Consider the following 19,265-nt stretch of genomic DNA (forward strand, 5'->3'; position numbering starts at 1 on the left):
CGAGGGCGCCGGAGGGGGGAACCCGTGCGGGCGCCCACCGGGTTCACAGGGCGTCGAAATCCAGGTGACGGAGCTTCTCCGGGTTCAGGACGACGTCGATCCGGGTGATCAGGCCGTCCTCGCCGACCGTGAACGACAGCGTGCCCCGGTACCCGAGCGAGGGCGCGTCCAGCACCAGTCCCGGCGCACCGTTCACGTCATACCGGAGGAGGCGCATGTGCGTCGGGTCGAAGAACCGGTAGATCCCCTGGGCGAGCGCCGCGACCTTCGTCGCGCCCGTGACCGGCCGCCGGGCGGCGCTGACGATGCCGCCGCCGTCGGACCGCCAGACCACCTGCGGGGCGAGGACCTGGAGGAACGCGTCGAGGTCGCCGCCCCCGGTGACCGCGTCGAGGAAGGTCTCCACGGCCCGCCGGTGCTCGGCCCGCGCGACATGGTGCCGCGGCCTGGCGTCCCGTACGTGCTTGCGTGCCGTCGACGCGGACTGCCGGACGGCGGCGGGCGACTTGTCCAGTGCCCGCGCGATCTCCGGGAACGGCACCTCGAACACGTCGTGCAGCACGAACGCCACCCGTTCCGCCGGGGTCAGGCTCTCCAGCACGGTCAGCAGGGCCGTGCCGACCGACTCGTCGAGCGTCACCCGCTCCTCGGGCCCCTCGGACGCGGGGGCGGTGACCAGGGGTTCCGGCAGCCACGGGCCGACGTACCGCTCGCGGCGGGCACGGGCGGAGGTCAACTGGTCGTAGCAGAGGCGGCTGACGGTGGTGGTGAGGTACGCGCGGGGGTTCTCGGCGGTCCCCTCGGGCAACGCGTGCCAGCGCAGCCAGGCCTCCTGCACGGCGTCGTCCGCGTCGGCGACGGAGCCGGTGATGCGGTACGCGACCGCGTGCAGGTGCGTGCGGTGCTGCTCGAACTCCGCCTGGTCCGCCATGGGTTGCGCTCCGGGGTGGTGACGAGGGACAGGTCGACAGGTCACCCCGAGCCTAGACGCCCCTCTGCTCTGCGATCTGCTCTGCGATCTGCTCTGCGAGGATGCGGGAATGGCCACCCTCATCGCGTTCTTCGCCCACCCCGACGACGAGGTCCTGCACGCGGGCGGCACGCTCGCCCGCGCGGCGGCGGAGGGGCACCGGGTGGTGCTGGTCGCCGCGACCGACGGCGAGATGGGTCCGGTACGGGAGGACCAGGTACGCCTGCGCGAACTGCACGCGAGCGGAGCCGCGTTGGGGGCTTCCCGTGTGACCTCCCTCGGCTACGCCGACAGCGGGCACGGCAAGGACCTCTACCCCGACCCGCCGGACCGGCAGCGCTTCGTACGGGCTCCGCGCGAGGAGGCGGCGCAGAAGCTGGCCGCGCTCCTCCGGGAGGAGAGGGCGGACCTCCTCCTCACCCACGACGCGGGCGGCGGCTACGGCCACCGGGACCACGTACGGGCCCACGAGGTGGGCCTGCGTGCCGCCGAACTGGTCGCCGGTGTACGTACGTTGGTCGCGGCAATCCCGCGCTCCGCCCCCATCCGGCTGCTGCGCCTGACCGTGCTCCTGCGCGACCCCCGGGCCTTCCGCACCGCGCTGCTGCGCATCGACCACACCCCGCGCGCCCTGATCACGCACGCCGTCGACGGCCGCCGCCACGCGGCCCGCAAGCAGGCGGCGCTGGCCGCACACCGCTCCCAGGTGTGGGGCACGGGCCGCAGCGCGCAGGCGTTCCAGACGCTGGTGCGGCTGCCGGTGCCGGTCTTCGGGGCGCTGCTGGGCCGGGAATGGTGGACGGAGGTCCACCACAGCTGAACAGCCCTCCCCCTCAAAGGAGTTGCCCGCAAGGATTCCTTGACGAGATCACGTACTGCAAGGAATCCTTGACGCATGACCACCTTGCCCGCCACCGTCCACCTGGACGGCCACGACTTCACCGCCCGCCCCCTGGGCACGGCCCCCGACGGGAGCAGACTCCCGACCGGATCCTCCGCCTCCTGCTCCTGCGGCTGGGAGGGGGACATCGAACACGCCCTGGGAACGGGCCCGTTCCCCCTCCAGGAGGCCGACGCCGCCGCCGAACGCGAATGGCAGCGCGAGCACGTCACGCACCTCCACCACTCCACCGCCACGACGTCCGAGGCCGACGCGATGCGCGCGGTCGTCACCGCCCTGCGCGCCATGATCGACGCGGACCGCCCGCTGGCCGCCCTGGACCTGATCCGCATCGGCGGCGGCGAGTTCTCCCCCCTCGCGAGGGAGGCCGCCCTGCGCGCGACGTACCTCGACAACTCCTGGACCGACATCGGCAAGGCCCTGGGAATCAGCAGACAGGCGGCCTGGGAGCGCTACGGCAAGAGGTAGGCCGGACGGTCCGTGGGGTGCCGGTCACGGGGGCGGAACCGGCGAGGCCTCGTCCGGGTCCTGCTGCAGATGCTGCGACGAGCACGGTCGCGGCGATGCTGCACCAGCGCTGCGTCCGTCCGGGCTCTGAGCTGGTGCGATTCCGTTGGCAGGACTGATTGTCAGACCCTTGTGGAAGCATTCTTCACGTCAGCTGCAATCGACGTGGTTTGCGGGTGGGGGTCATGATCAGTTCGTACGGATGTGAGGCGTGCGGCGGGCCGCAGGGCAGGTGGCGTCCGGTGCTGGGGCGTGCGGTGTGCGCGGCCTGCGAGCGGGGCGGGGGCGGGCGGGAGCCCGTGCTGCTCGCCGAGGTGCTGGCGACCACCGCGATCGAACTGGGCTCCGCCGCCCGGCAGTTGCGCGCGGTGCCCGACCCGCGTGCGTCCGGCGGGACGTCCTGCAAGCGGTGCGGGGCGGCGGCCGAGTGGCACCGGACGGTGCGCGGGAAGTGGATTCTCATCGAGCCCGGTGAGCGGATCGTGGCGTCCGTGCCCGCCGGGAAGCGGTGGCGGATCGCGGGGGACGGGACGGCCGTCAACCTGGGGTCCTCGATACCGACGGACACGTGCCGGATCAGTCACTTCGACCTGTGTCCGGCGAGGTCGGCGGCGGTGGCGTAGGGCGCCCGGAAAAGTTTCTTCGGGAACTTGCCGCCGGGCGGTCACACTTTTGTGGTGCGGCGAGTCATAGGGGTGTACGGGCCGAGCGGCCCGCCGGAGCGGAGCGAAATCCGCTGCGGACACCACCTGTTGAGGAGTTCCCGCCATGTCGACCACCTACGTTGTCGTGACCGTCGTCGCCGCCGTCATGGTCGGCTTCTCGGCCGGGTCGGCCGCCCTCGGCGCCAAGTGGGCCGTCGAGCCGATGAAGGACTACGGCGTCCCGCAGGCCTGGCTGCCCTGGCTGGCGGCGGCCAAGGCGGCGGGCGCGGTCGGCCTGCTGGTGGGCCTGGCGGTCCCGGCGATCGGGCTCGCCGCCGGGATCGGCCTGGTCCTGTACTTCGCCGGGGCGGTCGTCACCGTGGTCCGTGCCCGCTGGTACGCGCACATCCCGTTCCCGCTGGTGTACGTCGCCCCGGTGGTGGGCGCCCTGGCCCTGGGGCTGGCGGCCTGAGCCCGCCGGGAGCCCCGGCCCACGACCCCGTACCGCTGGTGGTTCACAGCGACGCGGGGTTCAGGGCGTTCGCCATGGCGCGGTATCCGGCGTCGTTGGGGTGCAGGTGGTCGCCGCTGTCGAAGGCCGGGTGGAGGCGCTCGGGGTCGGCCGGGTCGGCGAGGGCCTTGTCGAAGTCGACGTACGCGTCGTACGCGCCCGAGGTGCGGACCCAGTGGTTGAACTCGTCGCTCGCGGCGGCCGCGCGCTTGCCGTAGTGGTCGGAGCCGCCGAGCGGGAGCAGGGTCGCGCCGACGATCCGGACGCCCTTCGCGCGGGCCTGGCGGATCAGCTCCTGGTGGCCGTTGATGAGGTCGCGGCCGGTGATGTTCGGGGCGGGCTTGTAGGTGGGCTGGGTGGTGGTCTCCTGGTAGCCGATGTCGTTGAGGCCTTCGAGGACGACGACCGTGCCGACGCCGGGCAGGTCGAGGGCGTCGCGGGAGAAGCGGGTGGTGGCCCGCTCGCCGTACCAGGCGGAGTCGTTGAGGACGAGGTTGCCGCCGATGCCGGAGTTCAGCACCGGGCGGGGCTTGCCCAGGGACTTCAGCCGGGCGGCGAGGGCGTCGGAGTAGCGGCGGTCGGCGTTCGGGGTGGAGGCGAAGCCGTCGGTGACGGAGTCGCCGAAGAGGACGATGCCCGAGGCCTGCTTGGTGCCGGTGACGTCGACGCCCGAGAGGTAGTACCAGGACTCGGTGGACTCCGTGAAGGCGGCGGCCGAACCGTCGGACGCGTGGTCGCCGGTGGCGCGGTAGGAGTCGGTGAACGACTGGGCGTGGAAGGTCGCGGGCCCGGTCGTCCGGCGGAGGTAGAGGGTGACGGTGACCTGCTCACCGGCCGCGAGGGTCAGCTTCGCCGGGTCGCTGGAGAGCTGCCCGCCCGCCGGAACAGAGGTCGACTTCCCTCCGGAGAAGGTGAGTTCGCGGACGGTGCCCGCTCTGACGGCGGCGCCCTTGTCGGTGCGGGCGACGGTGGCGCGCTCCACCTGGAGCGGCGAGGTGCCGTACGCGTTGGACAGCCGGATACGGGCCCGGGTGCCGCCGGCGGTGACCCGGACGACCTGGCGGACGGTGTGGTTGTCGAACCCGGCCTCGGACCAGTTGGGCCTGAAGCTGACGGACGCCCGCTGCGGGGAGGCGGCCCAGGCGGCGGACCAGGCGGTCTTCGCGGCGGGAGCGGACTGCGTACGGTCCACCGCGACGGCGGTCGTTCCGGCGCCGATCGCGAGGGCGACGGTGGTGGCGATCGCGGTCTTGCGGGTACGTGAAAGCACGGTTCCTCCAAGGGAGTTGGCCGGTCAGCACGGTGCGAACCGGACTCCTCAAAGATCCTCCGCAGCTCCGCCCCGAACAACGACGATCCGTGCAACGATCGATAACCCAGCACAATCGATCCAGCTCGGCGGAGGAGTACGACCATGCGTGGAGGTGTCCGGCAGTGATGGAACGGCACGAGACCGAGATCTTCCTGACCCTCGCCGACGAGCTGCACTTCGGCCGCACGGCGGAGAAGCTGCTGGTCTCCCAGGCCCGGGTCAGCCAGGTCCTCAAGCGCCTGGAGCGGAAGATCGGCGCCCCGCTCTTCGACCGCACCAGCCGCAGCGTGGGCCTGACCCCCCTCGGCCGTCAACTCCACACGGAACTGGGCCCGTTGCACGCCCAGATGCAGGCGGTCCTCCACCGGGCGCGGGCCGCCGCACGCGGCATCGACGGCGTCCTGAACGTCGGCTTCCTCGGCTCCGGCGCCGGACAGCTCACCCGCGACATCCAGCGCACCTTCCGCGAACGGGCTCCCGGCTGCGAGGTCCGCATGCGCGAGGTCCAGTTCGCCGACCCCCTCGGCCCGCTGCGGGCGGGCGAGGTCGACGTCCTCTTCACCCGCCTGCCGGTCGAGGAGTCCGACCTGACCGTCGGCCCGACCGTGGTCTCGGAGTCCCGCGTCCTTGCCGTCCCGTGCCACCACCCGCTGGCCCACCGGGAGACGGTGTCGCTGGAGGAGGCGGCGGGCGAGCGCTTCTTCGGGGTGACGGGCGGGGCCCCGGCCTACTGGTGGGACGCCCAGGTCCCGCGTCGTACACCCGGCGGCGCGGTCCTGGAACGCGGCCAGGACGTGTCGACCTTCCAGGAGATGCTCTCCATGATCGCCGCCTGCCAGGGCGTCTCCCCGGTGGTCGCCTCCGTCGCGACGTACCACTCCCGCCCCGACCTGGCCTACGTCCCCCTCACCGACGTCCCGAACAGCGACGTCGCCCTGGTGTGGCGCACGGGCGGCACGACCGCCCGCTCCGAGGCGTACATCGACGCCGTCCGCGACACGGTGAGGGCCCACGGCGGCCCCATGACCCTCTGACCACCCCCGGCGGCCCCTCCCATTCGCTTGTGCCCAAGCCCGTACAGCGCGATGATCCCGCCCATGAACCTCACTCGCACCGACCGGAAGGGCGGCTCCCGCCCCCACCTGTGAGCGCCGGGCACCCGGCCACGACGCCGGAATCCCCCGACCCCGCCCTTCAGCAGCTCCTGACCGACCTGCTCACGCGTAACTCCGACAGTCCCCTCCCTTGGGAGGACCGCAGCCCTGTCACCGGTGCCGTCCTGGCCGACCGCACCGGGCCCCTCGCGCTGCGCCTCCTGGCCGCCGTGCACGACGGGCTGCCCCTCGTGCGCCGTCGGGCGGTGGAGCTGCTCGACTCCCTCGCGTACGCCCACACCCACGCCGACCGGGGCCTCGACGCCCGGTCCCCCTGGCCGGAGGCCGTCGCGGCCGTACGGTCCGTCCTCGACGAACCCGATCCCGCGACGCGCTGGACCGCGGCCTGGCTGTACGTCCGGACCGCCGGGCTCGACGCGGCCCTCGCCGAGCTGCACGCCCGGTCCCGCCCGGCCCCGGCCCGGCTCACCCTCGCGCAGGCCTGCCTCCAGTACGTACGGCTGTACGTCACGGAAGTGACCCGTCCGGTCGCCGAGGCCACCGTGCTGCGGCTGCGGGCCGACCCCGAACAGGCCGTACAGGTCTGCGCCCACCTGGCCGCCCTGCACGTCCTCCCGGGGTCCCGGTACGACGAGGCCTCGCGGGCCCTGCGCCGCGAACTCCCCGTGCTGGACGGCGCGTTGGCGGCCACCGTCGGCACCTGGTCCTTCGGTCAGGTGTGGGCGCAGGCCCACGACCGCCGCAACCGCCCCCGCGACTGCTTCCGGCAGGCCGCCCAGCTCCTGGCCGCGCCCGACCCGTACCGCAGGCGCGTCGGCCTGGACATGGCCAGGGTGGCGGTGGAGGAGTGGCGGGCGGGGGGCCGGCGCCTCAGGGAACCGCTGGTGGGGCTGCTCGACGACCCCGAACTGGGCACGGAGGCACTGGAGTTGGTTGCCTCCTCCCGGGTGGCCTCCCGCCGGGCCTGCGAGTACCTCGCCGACCTCGCCCACCCGGCGGAGGGGGCCGATCCCAGCCTGCACGCGGCGGTCGCCCTCGGCGTCATCGGCGACATACGGGCCGTGGCCCCGCTGTGCGCGGCGCTGGCGGCCGGTGACTACCGGGGGCAGAGCCGGGGCCGCGTCGAGCAGGCCTTCGCCGGACTGGCCGCCTCTGCCACGGCGGCCCTGGTGGAAGGCCTGCGCGGAGTCCTGGAGCAGGGGCGGGCCACGGCGGTGGCACACCGGGTGCGGCGGCTCGGCGCGGCCGCCGCACCCCTCGTACCGCAACTGACCGAAGCCCTGGCCCGGGAGTTGGGCGACGACGGTTCTCCGGTACGGGCCGGGCAGCTGGTCCGGGGGCTGGCCGCGATCGGGCCCGCCGCCGCTCAGGCGCTGCCGCTCGTCGCCGCCATGCCCGAGCCGCCGCCGCTCGCCCTGCTGCTCATCGGGGGCGAACGCGGCCCGGCGGAGGCCCGGTTGGCGGCGCTTCCCGAGGCGCCCCGGCGGCTGAAGGAGGCCGCCCGGCTCTTCGGCGGGCTGCTCGCGCACGGCGGGCTGAGCGCACGCCAGGCCGCCCAACTGCACACCCTCACCTTCCGCCGGTACGGCACGGACCAGGCGGAATGCGCCGCCGTGTGGTGGCGGTACGCGGGCGAGAGCGCCGCCCCCGCCCTGCTGGAGGTGCTGCCCGGCTATCTCCGGGACGTGGGGCTGCTGGGCGTACCCGCCCTGGAATGCCTGGGCGACATGGGCCCGCACGCCGCCCCCGCCCTCCCGGCGATCGACGCCTTCCTCGCCCACGAACGCCGGGCGATCCGGCACCGCGGCGACGAGACGTCCGACATGCAGGCCGACGAGGTGGTGCAGGACGCCGCGCGCCGGGCGCGCGGCCGGATCGGACGATCAGGCTGACACGACAACGGTGGGGGCACGGGCAGTTGAGCACCCGTACCCCCACCGAACCACCGCACCGCAGGTACTAGCTGGTCACACCCTCGTGCCCGTGACCGCCGTGGCCACCGCTGCCGCTGTCGCCGCCCGTGGTGGGCTTCGAGACGACCGGCTTGCTGAGCGAGCTCAGGTCATGCGCGTAGGTGCCGACCGCGTTCGCGATCACGTCGACGTTGATGTCGAGCGCCTTGTCGTTGATGTTGGTGAGGTCGTCGCACTTCGAGTGGTAGCACTTGTCGTACGCGACGCCCGCCGTACCGCCGAACTTGGCCGCCTGCGCGGCCGTCTTGAGGCCCTCGGCGCCCGTGAACGTACCGCCCGACGGGATGCCGACCTCGATGAACGGGCCGTAGTCCGAGCGGCCGTCGAAGTCGGTGCCCTCGTGCGGGAACTTCTTGCTGTCGAGGAAGTCGTTGATCCCCTTCTCCAGCTGCGCGGAGCCCTCCGGGCCGGGGCCCGAGCCGACGCCGTCGGAGTTGTCGCCGTCGTAGACGAACTGACCGAAGTTCGGCGAGGCGATCATGTCGAAGTTCAGGTAGAGCTTGATCTTCGCCTTCTGCTCCGGGGTGAGCTTGGCGACGTAGTCCTCGGCGCCGAGCAGGCCCAGCTCCTCCGCCGACCACCAGGCGAAGCGCACCTTGTTGGCGGGCTGCTTGCCGTTCTTGGTGGCCTTGGCCAGCTTGAGCGCGACCTCGATGAGACCGGCCGAGCCCGAGCCGTTGTCGTTGATGCCGGGGCCCGCGTCCACCGAGTCCAGGTGCGCGCCGAGCATCACCGTGTTGGCGGCGTTGCCGCCCTTGGTCTCGGCGATGACGTTGCGGGTGGTCTTGGTGGTCTGGCTCTGGCGGATGTCCAGGTTGACCGTGACCGGGCCCTTGGCGACGTCGGCGGCCAGCGCCTCGCCGTCGGCCTGGGTGACGCCACCGGTGGGCAGCTTGCCGTCCTCGGCGGAGCCCAGGGTGCCGTTGAGGTCGCCCGCGACGTTGTTGTAGATGATCGCGCCGACCGCACCGGCCTGCGCCGCGATCGCCTGCTTCTGCGCGAACGGGCAGCCGCCGCGCTTGATCAGGGCGATCTTGCCGGTGAACCCGGCCGCGTAGTCGCCGATCTCGCACCCGGTCGTGTCGTCCAGGGGGACGGCTGCGAGGGGCGCGTTCAAGCCACCGACCGGAGTCGACTTCGTGTACGACATCGCGATGATCTTCACGTCGCGCGGAGTCGGCGAGACGACCTTGAGGGTCTGCGCCTGCGTCGCGATCGAGACGAAGTTGAACTTCTCGTAGTGGACGTCGTAGCCGGCGTTCTTCAGCAGGCTGAAGACGTACGCGCCGGAGGCGTCGTGGCCGAGCGATCCGGCGGCACGGTTGCCGCCCGCCGAGTCCGCTATCGCCTGGAACTGCTTCAGGTGCTGGTACGCGCCGGGCCCGGACGAATCCGCCACCAGCTGCTTGGCCAGCTTGGCGGCGTCCTTCGCCGGGTCGGCCGCGGCCCGCTGGGCGGACGCCGGGGTGGCGGCGGCGAGCAGGAGCGGCGTGGCGATCGCCAGGGACGCCAGGGCGGCCATGGATCTGCGACTGCGGGATGAAGCGTTCACAGAAGTCCTCTCGGTGCGAACAAATGTGAGGGGAAGTTAGCGATTCCGGGGGCGTCTGGGAATGCTTTTCCGAATACTCACGTGCCCGAGTGTGCGGACGGGGGTGCCGGGACGCGCGTGACAACGGCTGAATGGCGCTCTTGCGTCACCCGGGGTGCGTAGGGCAGCAGTTGGGTCGCGCACCGCTGTTCGGGTCAGTCCGCCGGGTGCGGGCTCAGCCCGCTGGCAGTCGTCGCGCTCAGCCCGCCAGATGCGTCGCTCAGTCCGCCAGACGCGGCGCTCAGTCCGCCAGGTGCAGCGCGAGGAGCTGGTCGAGGCCCTCCTTGATCCGGTCCGCCGTCGCGCCCCGCGTCTCGTGCAGGTGCTGCACGACGCTCGGCGAGAGCGTCGCGAGCAGCAGATGGGCCACCAGCGCGGCGTTCGCCTGCGGCTGGACCTGGCCGATGAGCATCGCGGCGTGCGTGTGCAGCGTGAGGTACGGGGCCGTGCGGTACCGGCCCTGGGGCGCCGCGCTGTCGGCGGCCAGCAGCATCTCCCCGCTCTCGACGGTGTGGTCCGCGAGCGCGTGCAGGAAGGCCCGCAGCCGTACGGCGGGCGGGGTCGGCGGGGCGGGCAGCGCGTCCGGGCCCAGCGGGGGCGGCCCGGTCATGAACGCCGTCTGGAGCTGCTGCTCCCGGTCGTCGAGGAGTGCGTACAGGAGGTTCTGTACGTCCCCGAAGCGCCGGTAGACGGTGCCGACGCCGATGCCGCTGGCGTGCGCGACCGCGTTCATGGTGAGGGCGGCGGGGCCCTTCTCGGCCACGATCCGGGCTGCGGCGTCCAGGATCCGGCGCCGGTTGCGCGCGGCGTCGGCCCGCTCCGGCGGCGGCCCTTCGGCCAGCGGCAGTACGGAACGGCCTGGCGGCGGCGGGACGGCGGGGCCGGTGGCTCGGGCCTTGGCGGAGGTCTGGGCGGGGGCGCTCTCGGGCTCGCTCATGGCCGGGAGCGTACCCGAACCGGACAGTTATCCACTTCCTCTGCACCGTCTCTTGCCAACCGGATACCCATCCGCTTAACGTCATCGACGTCAACTCAAGCGGATAGCAATCCGGTTGAGTTTCCACGGGATCACACGCACTTCACATACCCCTCGCACGCACTTCGCCCGCCGCACGCGCCACCGCAGGCACCGCCACGCGCACCACCGCACGCACCCCTCGGAGAGGCCCCCGCCATGACCACCGCCGCAGCCCCCGCAACCCCCACCACCGCCGCCCCCGCCAAGATCGCCGTCGTCTACTACTCGGCCACCGGCAGCGTCCACGCCCTGGCCGCCGCCCTCGCCGAGGGCGCCGCCAAGACCGGCGCCGAGGTCCGCCTGCTGCGCGTCGCCGAACTCGCCCCCGACGAGGCCCTCGACGCCAACCCCGCCTGGCGCGCCCACGCCGACGCCACCCGTGACGTACCCGTGGCGACCCTGGACGACCTGCGCTGGGCCGACGCGTACGCCTTCGGCACCCCCACCCGCTACGGCAACGTCTCCTCGCAGCTCAAGCAGTTCCTCGACAGCACCGGCGGCCTGTGGGCGAGCGGCGTCTTCACCGACAAGCCGGTCACCGGCTTCGTCTCGACGTCCAACCCGCACGGCGGCAACGAGTCCACCCTGCTCGCCCTCTACAACACGATGTACCACTGGGGCACGCTGATCGTCCCGCCCGGCTTCACCAGCCCCACCGTCTCCGCCGCGGGCGGCAACCCGTACGGCACCACCTTCGTCTCCGGCCGGGGCGACCTCGGCGAGGAGACCCTGGCCGCCGCCCGCTACCAGGGCGAGCGCCTCGCCACCCTCACCGTCCGCCTGCTGGTCGGCGCACAGGCGAAGGAGAGCGCGGGGTGATGCGCCAACTCCGGGAAGCGGTGGCGGAGTTGGTACTGACCGCTGCCCTGCTCTTCCTCGTCGTGACGGTCGTACGGTGGCTGCTCGCCCCGGACTCCCCGGTGGTGGCCGCCGTCCCGGACGCCACCCTCCGCCTCGCCGGGGTGGCCCTCGCGGTCGGCGCGGCCATCGCCCTGGTGATGTCGCCCGCGGCGGGGCGCTTCACCGCAGGTCACCTCAACCCGGCGGTCACCGTCGGCCTGTGGGCCCTGCGCGAGTTCCCCGGCCGGGCGGTGCTGCCCTTCGCCGCCGCCCAGCTCGCGGGCTCGGCGCTGGGCACCGGACTCGGCCGCGCGGTGTGGGGCCCGATGGCCGACACGGCGGCGGTGGCGCCGGGGGAGTCCTGGAACGGGGCGACCGTCCTGGCGCTGGAGGCCGCCGCGATGGCCGCCATGATGCTCCTCGCCGCGTCCGCGCTGATCGCCCCGCGCCTGGCCAGGGCGCTGCCGCCGCTGATGGGCGGGGCCGTGGCGGCGGCGATCGTCGGGCTCGGCCCGGTCACCGGCGGCTCGGTCAACCCGGCCCGGCAACTGGGCCCGGCCCTGTGGTCGGGACAGACCGCGCACCTGGCCGCGTACCTGGTGGCGCCGGTGCTGGGGGCGCTGCTGGGGGCGGCCGCGTTCAGGATCGTACGACCGCAGGCGCGCACCCATGTGCCGCCGCGTGTACGGTCGTTGGGGCCGCCGCACGCGCTCTGACGCGTCCGCGCCGCGCGGTGAACACCGTTCTATGAAACACCTCACACAGAAAACACACGCCCCGTGGGCAACTGTCGCGAATGACCGTGTTCGTTCAAGCGGTTGTCGGCCGTCGTCCTCCGGGGCCGTGAAATTTCCCTTCTCCGGCCCGTTCTCCGGTCGTACGATCACGGGGCCGCCGTCCGCGTGAGACAGCACTCCGCAGCGGCGCCCCCAACTCCTTGCTCTTCTTTCCTCGCTCCGAGGTCTCTCCGACCGGAGACCCCCTTCCCAGAAAAGGGCCCGCGTGAAGATACGCCGCATGCTCGCGACGGCCGTGGCCGCCGCCGTCACCACCCCCGCGCTGCTCCTGTCGGTGACCCCCGCGTTCGCCGCCGACACCGTGCCGGTGGCCGGTCAGGTGCAGGACGAGAAGCCGAAGCCGACGCCGGCCGAGCTGGAGAAGCTCAAGAAGGCCATGGACGAGGCGAAGGCGGCGTACGACGCGGCCGTCACGGACCACGCCGCGAAGCAGAAGTACGCCGACGAGTACCTGAACGACGACGGTCCCGCGCGCAAGGGCGTCGCAGAGGCCAAGAAGGCGGCCGATGACGCGGGCACCGCTCTGACCGCGGCCGAGGCGGCGCTGAAGAAGGCCGAGGAGGACCTCGCCAAGCTGCCCAAGGACGCCCCCGAGGCAGACGTCACCAAGGCGAAGGAAGCCGTCAAGGCGGCCGACGACAAGCACAAGCTCGCCGTCACGACGAAGGCGGACGCGGACAAGACCCTCGCCTTCACCGAAGGCGGCCTCTTCAAGGGGTACATGGACGCCAAGATGCGCGCCGACAGCGCGGCCGGCGTGGTGACCAGCACGAAGAAGACGTACGACGACGCGGTCAAGGCGTACAACGACGCGGTCGAGGCCTCGAAGCCGAAGCCCGACCCGGACCCGAAGCCGGACCCGGACCCGAAGCCTGACCCCGACCCCAACAAGCCGGACCCGAACAAGCCCGACCCGGAGAAGCCGCCCGTCGACGACGCGTGCAAGGTCGACGTCGCGGGCCTCAGCACCACCCTGGTCGGTCTGCCGGAGAAGGTCGTCGCCGGTACGTCGGTGGACTTCACCCTGCGCGTCGCCAACGGCACCGACAAGAAGTTCGACAAGGTCAGGCCGTTCGCCGTGGCCTACGGCACCGGCAAGAGCGAATTCAAGGCCGTCGACGACATGCTGCACCTGCAGTCCGCGGCGGCCGGTTCTTCCGACTGGAAGGACGTCAAGAAGGACGAGTTCGCGGGCACCATCCTCAACCTGGACGCGGGGAAGTCCGCCGACCTGAAGCTGCGCCTCACGATCGACAAGAAGTCCCCCGCCGCCGACGGCATCGCCTTCGCCGCGGGCAACTACTTCAACGAGGACGGCACCTGCGGCGGCAACGCGATGAAGGAGTACGCCTTCTCGATCCTGGCCGCGGGCAGCGACCCGGGCAAGGTCCCGGACTCCAAGCCCGGCAAGGTCACCGACAACGTCTCGGTCCCGCAGGGCGGCGCCAACTCCACCCCGGTCACCACCGACGCGGGCAACCTCGCCGCGACCGGCTCCTCGGGCACCCCGCAGATCGCCCTGACGGCGGGCGCGGCGGTCGTGCTCGGCGCGGGCGCGATGTTCGTCGTACGCCGCCGGAAGGCGGGTCAGCAGGCCTGAGCGTGAGGCCCCGAGGGGCCTGAACGGCAGGGGAGGGGCGGGGGAGCGGTGATGCTCCCCCGCCCCTCCCGGCGTTCACCCGTTCGGCGGACGACAAGGGGGCGGTGGCGCTCGTACGGCCGAAGAATCGGCGGGGAGAGCACTGCTGCGAGGAGACCGCCGGTGATGGCGGCGGAACCCTCCCCTCCGGAAGGACGGCCGCCATGTCCGAGACGCCTCCGCCTCCGCCGCCCGAGGGCGGCCCGGGCGGGCCGAACCTGGAGGGCCCGCAGTGGGACAAGCCCCAGCAGGGCGGCCCGTCGTGGGGCACCCCGCACGGCACTCCCCAAGGCGGCCCCGGCGGCCCCACCCCGTACGCGAACGGCCCGACCCCGTACCCCCCGCCACCCGGCGGTCCCGGCGGCCCCACCCCGTACCCCGGCTACGGCCACCAGCCCCCGCCCCCGCCCCGCAAGCGCCGCCGCTGGCCCTGGGTCTTGCTGGTGCTGGCGATCCTGCTGTTCGGCGGCTGCGCGGCGATCGTCGCCGTGATCGGCAAGGCGGTGGACGACGAGGACAAGCGCGTCGCCAAGGTCGCGTACGAGGTGACCGGCGACGCCAAGGACGTCACCATCACCTACTCGACCTTCAGCAACGGCGCCACCTCCGCCAACACCGTCAACAAGGCGCCGCTCCCCTGGAAGAAGGAGGTCGACGTCAAGGGCCTGGTCAAGGGCGGCGCGCTGACCGTCACGACCGGCGAGTCCGGCGGCACCGCGACCTGCTCGGTGACCGTCGACGGCGGAAAGCCGCGGACCGCGACCGCGACGGGCCCGTTCGCGGTCGCCACCTGCGACGGCTTCTGACCACGGCTCCTGACCGAGCACACGGAAGAACCCCTGGCCACCCGGGCCAGGGGTTCCACCACGTCCACCCGTACAGACATGCCACCCGTACGGACATCTCCACCCGTACGGACCTCACTTCCCGAGCAGCCCCCGCACCGCCGCCCGGTCGACGTTCGTCAGCGCACGGACCAGCTTCGGCGTCAGGAAGACGATCGCGAACCCGACCAGCGACACCGCGGCCAGCTGGAGCGGCGAGGTGATGTCGTACGTGTGCCGGATGCCGCCCGAGGTGAAGTCGTACACCCGGTAGCCCTCCCAGCCCTCCACGTACCTCGGGAAGACCCAGTTGTACGCGGGCAGCAGCGCCACGACCCACCCGACCAGCAGGAACGTCACCGACATCACGAAGCTGAAGACCCGGTACGGGAACATCACCACGTGGAACAGCAGCGCCCTCCACCCCGCCGCGTCCGCGAGCCGGGCCCGCATCGCGCCCCAGAACCCGCCCTGCCCGGCGACGACCGGAGCAGGACCTTCGACCTCCAGCCCCAGGCCGAGCCGCGCCCGCCCGCGCTCGGCGGCCCCGAGCCCGCGCGCCCCGAGGAGCAGCGCCGCCAGCAGCGGAAGCCCCAGTACGGTGACCGCGAGCCCGACCCCCGCCGAGAACAGCACCACGCTGAACACGAACCCGACGATCGCCACCGGCAGCGAGGTGATCGTGTACCCGATCTCACGGAAGGTGGACCCGGCGAACGGCCCCCGCAGAAACCCGACCTCACGGGCGGCGGAGTAGGAGGGGACGGGGGAGGTGGCGTACGCGGTCATGGCGGGCCTCGAATTCATCGCGGTGGGGACGGTTCGCAACGTGTTCGTTGACAAGCACTACGATCCCGAATCCGCCCGCCGAAGGGCATGGGGCGACCCGCCCGACCTGGGGTGGTGCTAACCCCCCTGCCCGGACCGGGCCCGCCCCAGGTGCCACGTCTCAGCGGCTCAGGACCCGCCCGTCCGACGGCTGTCGCACACCCGGCCCGTTCCCGTTCTCCTCCCCGTCCCCGTCCCCGTTCCCCGCGGCCTGCCCCGCCAGCAGCCGCAGCGCGTCGCCCGACGCCGCGTCGTTCGGGGTGTAGACCTCCAGCCGGTGGTCGGGGCTCTCCGGCTGGAGCCACACCTGGTAGTCGACGGAGAGCGCCCCGACCGTCGGATGCCGGAAGGCCATCGTCCCCACCGTGCAGTCCGCGACCTCCCCCTTCGCCCACAATTTCGCGAACTCCGCACTCCGCATGGTCAGTTCGCCGATCAGCTCCGCCAGCCGGGCGTCGTCGGGATAGCGCCCGGCCGTGAACCGCAGATACGCCACATGGGCCCGCGCCAGCACGTCCCAGTTCCCGAACAGGTCCCGCGTGAGCGGATCAAGAAAGAACAGCCGCGGAATCGACGGCCGCCGCGCCGGATCGCGCGGCGCATCGAAGTCCACGTGCTCGGCGACCAGGGCGTGCCCGGTCCTGTTCCAGTCCAGTACGTCGCCGCGCCTGCCCAGCACCACCGCGGGCGTGGTGTCCCCGATCGACCCAAGGAGCGCCAGCACCCGGGGGTGCGGCTTCTCCGGCCGGGGCCGCACCAGCCGGGGCGCGGCCGGATGCCGGGCGAGGTTGTGCAGGTGGGCCCGCTCGTCCCGGTCGAGCCGCAGCACCTGGGCGAGCGCGTCCAGCACCTGCTGCGAGGCGGTCCCCGCCTGCCCCTGTTCCAGCCGCGTGTAGTACCCGGCGCTCACCCCGGCGAGCTGGGCCAGCTCCTCGCGCCGAAGTCCCGGCACTCGCCGGGCAGTTCCGTACGTACGCAGCCCGACGTCGACCGGGGTCACACGGTCCCGACGGCTCTTGAGGTACGCCCCGAGGCTCTCCAATTCCATGCCCCGACCCTAGACACGGGGCCCGCGCCGCCGCCTGCCTCTGCGAGGTGTACCCACGTCACGGGGATGGCTGCGCCCCTGCCTTGGGCGCGCGGCCTGCGCTGCTGCTTGCCTCTGCGGGGTGTACCTCCGCTACGGGAGAGGCTGCGCCCCTGCCCTGGGCGCGCGGCCTGCGCTGCTGCCTGCCCCTGCGAGGTGTACCCACGTCACGGGGACGGCTGCGCCCCAACCCCAGTCACCCCCCCCCGCCGCTGCCTGCCCCTGCAAGGTGTACCCACATCACAGGGATGGCTGCGCCCCCGCCCCGCCCGCAGGCTCCTCCCCATGACCTCAACGACCGCACCCCGCATGCCACTTCGGCCGCAGCCCTCCCGTGTCCGGGCCCGGCTCGGCCTCCTCGTCGTCCTCGGGCCCGTCCTGCTGGTCGCGATGGACAGCTCGGTCCTCTTCCTCGCCATGCCGAAGATCGCCGCCGCGCTGAACCCGACCGCCGACCAGGCCCTGTGGATCCTCGACGTGTACGGATTCGCCGTCGGCTCCCTGCTCGTCGCGTTCGGCGGCATCGGCGACCGCTACGGCCGCCTGAAGCTCCTGATGGCCGGCGCGGCGGTCTTCGGCCTCGCCTCCGCCGGAGCCGCCTTCGCCACCACCCCCGAACTCCTCATCGCCTTCCGGGCGTTGATGGGAGTGGCCGGAGCCACCCTCCTCCCGTCCGCGCTCGCCGTCCTGGGCGAACTCTTCCCCGACCCCCGGGCCCGTACGAGAGCGATCGGCATCTTCGCCGCGACCTTCGCCGCCGGTTTCGCGATCGGCCCGGTCGTCGGCGGCCAGCTCCTCAACTCCCTCTCCTGGGGCTCCGTCTTCCTCATCAACCTCCCCGTCGTCGCCCTCTTCCTGGCTCTCGCCCCGGCCCTCCTCCGCGAGGTCCGCACCACCCCGCCCACCGGCCGCATCGACGTCCTCAGCGTCCTCCTCTCCGCCGCCGGCATCCTCCTCTCCGTGTACGGCATCAAGCACACGGCCGCCGAGGGCCCGAGCGCCCTCGCGCTCACCGCCGGAGCCGTCGGCATCGCCACCCTCACCTGGTTCGTGCGCCGCCAACTCCGCCTCCCCCACCCCCTGATCGACCTCCGCCTCTTCCGCGACCGCGTCTTCGCCATCGCCGCGATCACCGGCCTGCTCCCCCTGGCGGCCTGGTCGGCGACGGCGTACCTCGGCGGCATCTACCTCCAGTCCGTCCTCGGCCTGACCGTCCTGGACGCCGCCCTGATCGCCCTGCCGGGCGCCGCCGTCCTCACCCTCACCTCCCTCCTCACCCCCCTGCTGGTGGCCCGCACCAGCACCCGCACCGCCCTCCTCGCCACCCACTTCCTCATCGCGACCGGCCTGCTCCTCTTCCTGGCCACCACCGCCACCGAGGGAATCGCCTGGTACGTCGCCGCCACCGTCGTCTCCGGCATCGGCTACGGAATCTCCTTCAGCGTGGTCGCCGACACGGCCGTGTCCGCCGTCCCCCCGGAGCGCGCGGGTTCCGCCGCCGCGATCGCCGAGACCAGCAACGAGCTCGGCAACGCCCTGGGCATCGCCCTCCTCGGCTCCCTGGCCACCCTGCTCTTCCGCCTCCAGGGCCCGGACCTCGCCGGCACCCTCGACGAAACCCTCAACCTCCCCGCCCTCACCCCGGCCCTGGCCACCACCGCGAAGTCCGCCTTCGTCACCGGCCTCCACGCGGCCGCCGCGGTGGCCGCCGCCCTCCACCTCGCCCTGGGCCTCTTCTCCACCCGCCACCTCCCGAAGAGCCCTTTGCGCGCGGACGCCCCATGACCGGTGCAGGCCCCCGTGCTCCCAGCCGTCCGCCGGGGCGCCTTCCTCAGACCGGCCGGTCAACCACCGGGACCCCCGCTGCGAGCAGCCTGGCGACGACCTCGTCGGCCAGCGCCTCGTCACAGATCAACTGAGCGGTACGGGGCTCTCCGACGCTCAGCGGAAGGTATCCGTCGCCGGTCCGGACCAGCTCCCACTGCTCCCGCCCGTCGTCCACATCTCCCGGTACTCCCACAGATGCTCAACCTCCTCGTCCGTCACGGCGCGACACCGCCCACGGCCACCGGCCCCTCCATCCACCGCGCCCGGCGCCCGGCGACGTACCCCCCCGATACCGAGCCCGACCCCGACCAGTACGCACACGATCCCCAGCACGGCGGTCCCGCCCAGCACCGCGAGCGCGCCGAACCCGTCCTGCACCCGCCCGACCAGCCCGGACGCGGCGACGCTGCCCGACTGGTCGGACAGGAAGAAGCGGGCGTCGAAGGAGTTGTTCCGGTTGTCCCCCAACAGGAACAGCCGCCCCTCCGGCACCCTCACGTCGTACGGCTCGGCCCCGGCATTCACCATCCCGTCCTTCACGTACGGCTCGTCGACCCCCTCGCCGTTCACCGTGATCCGCGTCCCGTCGCACACGACGTGGTCCCCGCCCACCCCGATGACCCGCTGGATGGACGCTCTGTCCCGGTAGCGCTCGGGCACGCGGATCAGCACGACGTCCCCCTGTCGCACCTCGTCCGCTCCGATGCGCTCGACGAGAATCCGGTCGCCCTGCTGGTACGTCGGCTGCATCGCCTCACTCGCGACGACGTTCCCCTGGTACTGCGTGAACAGCCACCCGAATCCCCCCACCGCCAGCACCAGCCCCACCGGCACCAACACCCAGGCCGCAACCCTCAGCCCCCGCCCCGCTCTCCGCATCC

18 protein-coding genes are annotated in these 19,265 nt (G+C 72.8%); 11 read left to right on the forward strand and 7 right to left on the reverse strand.

Features of this window, described 5'->3' with window-relative positions; translation table 11 throughout:
* Positions 1-43: 43 nt before the first annotated feature.
* Positions 44-931, reverse strand: a complete 888-nt coding sequence (gene sigJ / locus ACIO3O_RS26375) for an RNA polymerase sigma factor SigJ (RefSeq protein WP_401749881.1) — start codon at positions 929-931, stop codon at positions 44-46.
* A gap of 109 nt (positions 932-1,040) precedes the next feature.
* On the opposite strand from sigJ, the gene ACIO3O_RS26380 reads away from it, so the two are divergent.
* The 4 genes from ACIO3O_RS26380 to ACIO3O_RS26395 all read left to right on the forward strand — a co-directional run bounded on the left by ACIO3O_RS26380 (position 1,041) and on the right by ACIO3O_RS26395 (position 3,494).
* The gene (locus ACIO3O_RS26380; protein ID WP_401749882.1) at positions 1,041-1,790 is read left to right on the forward strand and encodes a PIG-L deacetylase family protein; all 750 of its coding nucleotides are present in this window, start codon (positions 1,041-1,043) and stop codon (positions 1,788-1,790) included.
* Between the two features lie 75 nt (positions 1,791-1,865).
* A complete protein-coding gene (locus ACIO3O_RS26385) occupies positions 1,866-2,339 on the forward strand; it encodes a hypothetical protein (protein ID WP_401749884.1) in 474 nt (157 codons plus the stop codon).
* Positions 2,340-2,563: 224 nt separating this feature from the next.
* Entirely contained in the window at positions 2,564-3,001 is a 438-nt protein-coding gene (locus ACIO3O_RS26390) for a DUF6083 domain-containing protein (protein ID WP_401749885.1), read from the forward strand.
* Between the two features lie 145 nt (positions 3,002-3,146).
* Positions 3,147-3,494: a DoxX family protein gene (locus ACIO3O_RS26395; RefSeq protein WP_401749887.1), complete on the forward strand. Its 348-nt coding sequence runs from the start codon at positions 3,147-3,149 to the stop codon at positions 3,492-3,494.
* Between the two features lie 43 nt (positions 3,495-3,537).
* Here ACIO3O_RS26395 and ACIO3O_RS26400 read toward each other — a convergent pair whose 3' ends face one another.
* Positions 3,538-4,803, reverse strand: a complete 1,266-nt coding sequence (locus ACIO3O_RS26400; protein ID WP_401749889.1) for an SGNH/GDSL hydrolase family protein — start codon at positions 4,801-4,803, stop codon at positions 3,538-3,540.
* A 167-nt stretch (positions 4,804-4,970) separates the two neighbouring features.
* Between ACIO3O_RS26400 and ACIO3O_RS26405 the strand changes: the two genes are divergently transcribed.
* Positions 4,971-5,879 carry a LysR family transcriptional regulator gene (locus ACIO3O_RS26405; protein ID WP_401749892.1) on the forward strand — a complete coding sequence of 303 codons (909 nt, stop codon included), beginning with the start codon at positions 4,971-4,973 and terminating at the stop codon, positions 5,877-5,879.
* A 110-nt stretch (positions 5,880-5,989) separates the two neighbouring features.
* The gene (locus tag ACIO3O_RS26410; protein WP_401749893.1) at positions 5,990-7,852 is read left to right on the forward strand and encodes a hypothetical protein; all 1,863 of its coding nucleotides are present in this window, start codon (positions 5,990-5,992) and stop codon (positions 7,850-7,852) included.
* Between the two features lie 67 nt (positions 7,853-7,919).
* Here ACIO3O_RS26410 and ACIO3O_RS26415 read toward each other — a convergent pair whose 3' ends face one another.
* Positions 7,920-9,455, reverse strand: a complete 1,536-nt coding sequence (locus ACIO3O_RS26415; RefSeq protein ID WP_401749895.1) for a M28 family metallopeptidase — start codon at positions 9,453-9,455, stop codon at positions 7,920-7,922.
* Between the two features lie 310 nt (positions 9,456-9,765).
* Complete coding sequence (locus ACIO3O_RS26420; RefSeq protein ID WP_401749897.1) at positions 9,766-10,461, reverse strand: TetR/AcrR family transcriptional regulator; 696 nt, start codon at positions 10,459-10,461, stop codon at positions 9,766-9,768.
* Between the two features lie 237 nt (positions 10,462-10,698).
* Between ACIO3O_RS26420 and wrbA the strand changes: the two genes are divergently transcribed.
* The 4 genes from wrbA to ACIO3O_RS26440 all read left to right on the forward strand — a co-directional run bounded on the left by wrbA (position 10,699) and on the right by ACIO3O_RS26440 (position 14,624).
* Positions 10,699-11,361 (forward strand): NAD(P)H:quinone oxidoreductase, encoded by a 663-nt coding sequence (gene wrbA / locus ACIO3O_RS26425; RefSeq protein WP_401749899.1) that lies wholly within the window; start codon positions 10,699-10,701, stop codon positions 11,359-11,361.
* On the forward strand, positions 11,361-12,098 hold the full coding sequence (locus ACIO3O_RS26430; protein ID WP_401749901.1) for an aquaporin: 738 nt from the start codon (positions 11,361-11,363) through the stop codon (positions 12,096-12,098). Before wrbA ends, ACIO3O_RS26430 begins: the two co-directional genes overlap by 1 nt.
* A gap of 286 nt (positions 12,099-12,384) precedes the next feature.
* Complete coding sequence (locus ACIO3O_RS26435) at positions 12,385-13,779, forward strand: peptidase (protein ID WP_401749903.1); 1,395 nt, start codon at positions 12,385-12,387, stop codon at positions 13,777-13,779.
* A 203-nt stretch (positions 13,780-13,982) separates the two neighbouring features.
* Positions 13,983-14,624 carry a hypothetical protein gene (locus ACIO3O_RS26440; RefSeq protein ID WP_401749905.1) on the forward strand — a complete coding sequence of 214 codons (642 nt, stop codon included), beginning with the start codon at positions 13,983-13,985 and terminating at the stop codon, positions 14,622-14,624.
* 114 nt (positions 14,625-14,738) lie between these two features.
* Here the strand turns inward: ACIO3O_RS26440 and ACIO3O_RS26445 are convergent, their stop codons facing one another.
* Both ACIO3O_RS26445 and ACIO3O_RS26450 read right to left on the reverse strand, forming a co-directional pair.
* Positions 14,739-15,449, reverse strand: a complete 711-nt coding sequence (locus tag ACIO3O_RS26445; RefSeq protein WP_401749908.1) for a sensor domain-containing protein — start codon at positions 15,447-15,449, stop codon at positions 14,739-14,741.
* Positions 15,450-15,591: 142 nt separating this feature from the next.
* Positions 15,592-16,518: a helix-turn-helix transcriptional regulator gene (locus tag ACIO3O_RS26450; protein WP_401749910.1), complete on the reverse strand. Its 927-nt coding sequence runs from the start codon at positions 16,516-16,518 to the stop codon at positions 15,592-15,594.
* A 324-nt stretch (positions 16,519-16,842) separates the two neighbouring features.
* On the opposite strand from ACIO3O_RS26450, the gene ACIO3O_RS26455 reads away from it, so the two are divergent.
* Entirely contained in the window at positions 16,843-18,342 is a 1,500-nt protein-coding gene (locus ACIO3O_RS26455) for an MFS transporter (RefSeq protein WP_401749911.1), read from the forward strand.
* 156 nt (positions 18,343-18,498) lie between these two features.
* On the opposite strand, the gene lepB is transcribed toward ACIO3O_RS26455, so the two are convergent.
* On the reverse strand, positions 18,499-19,263 hold the full coding sequence (lepB, locus tag ACIO3O_RS26460) for a signal peptidase I (RefSeq protein WP_401750022.1): 765 nt from the start codon (positions 19,261-19,263) through the stop codon (positions 18,499-18,501).
* Positions 19,264-19,265 lie beyond the last annotated feature (2 nt).

Origin of the sequence: Streptomyces sp. NPDC087440 (assembly GCF_044744005.1) — a bacterium.
Taxonomy (GTDB): domain Bacteria; phylum Actinomycetota; class Actinomycetes; order Streptomycetales; family Streptomycetaceae; genus Streptomyces.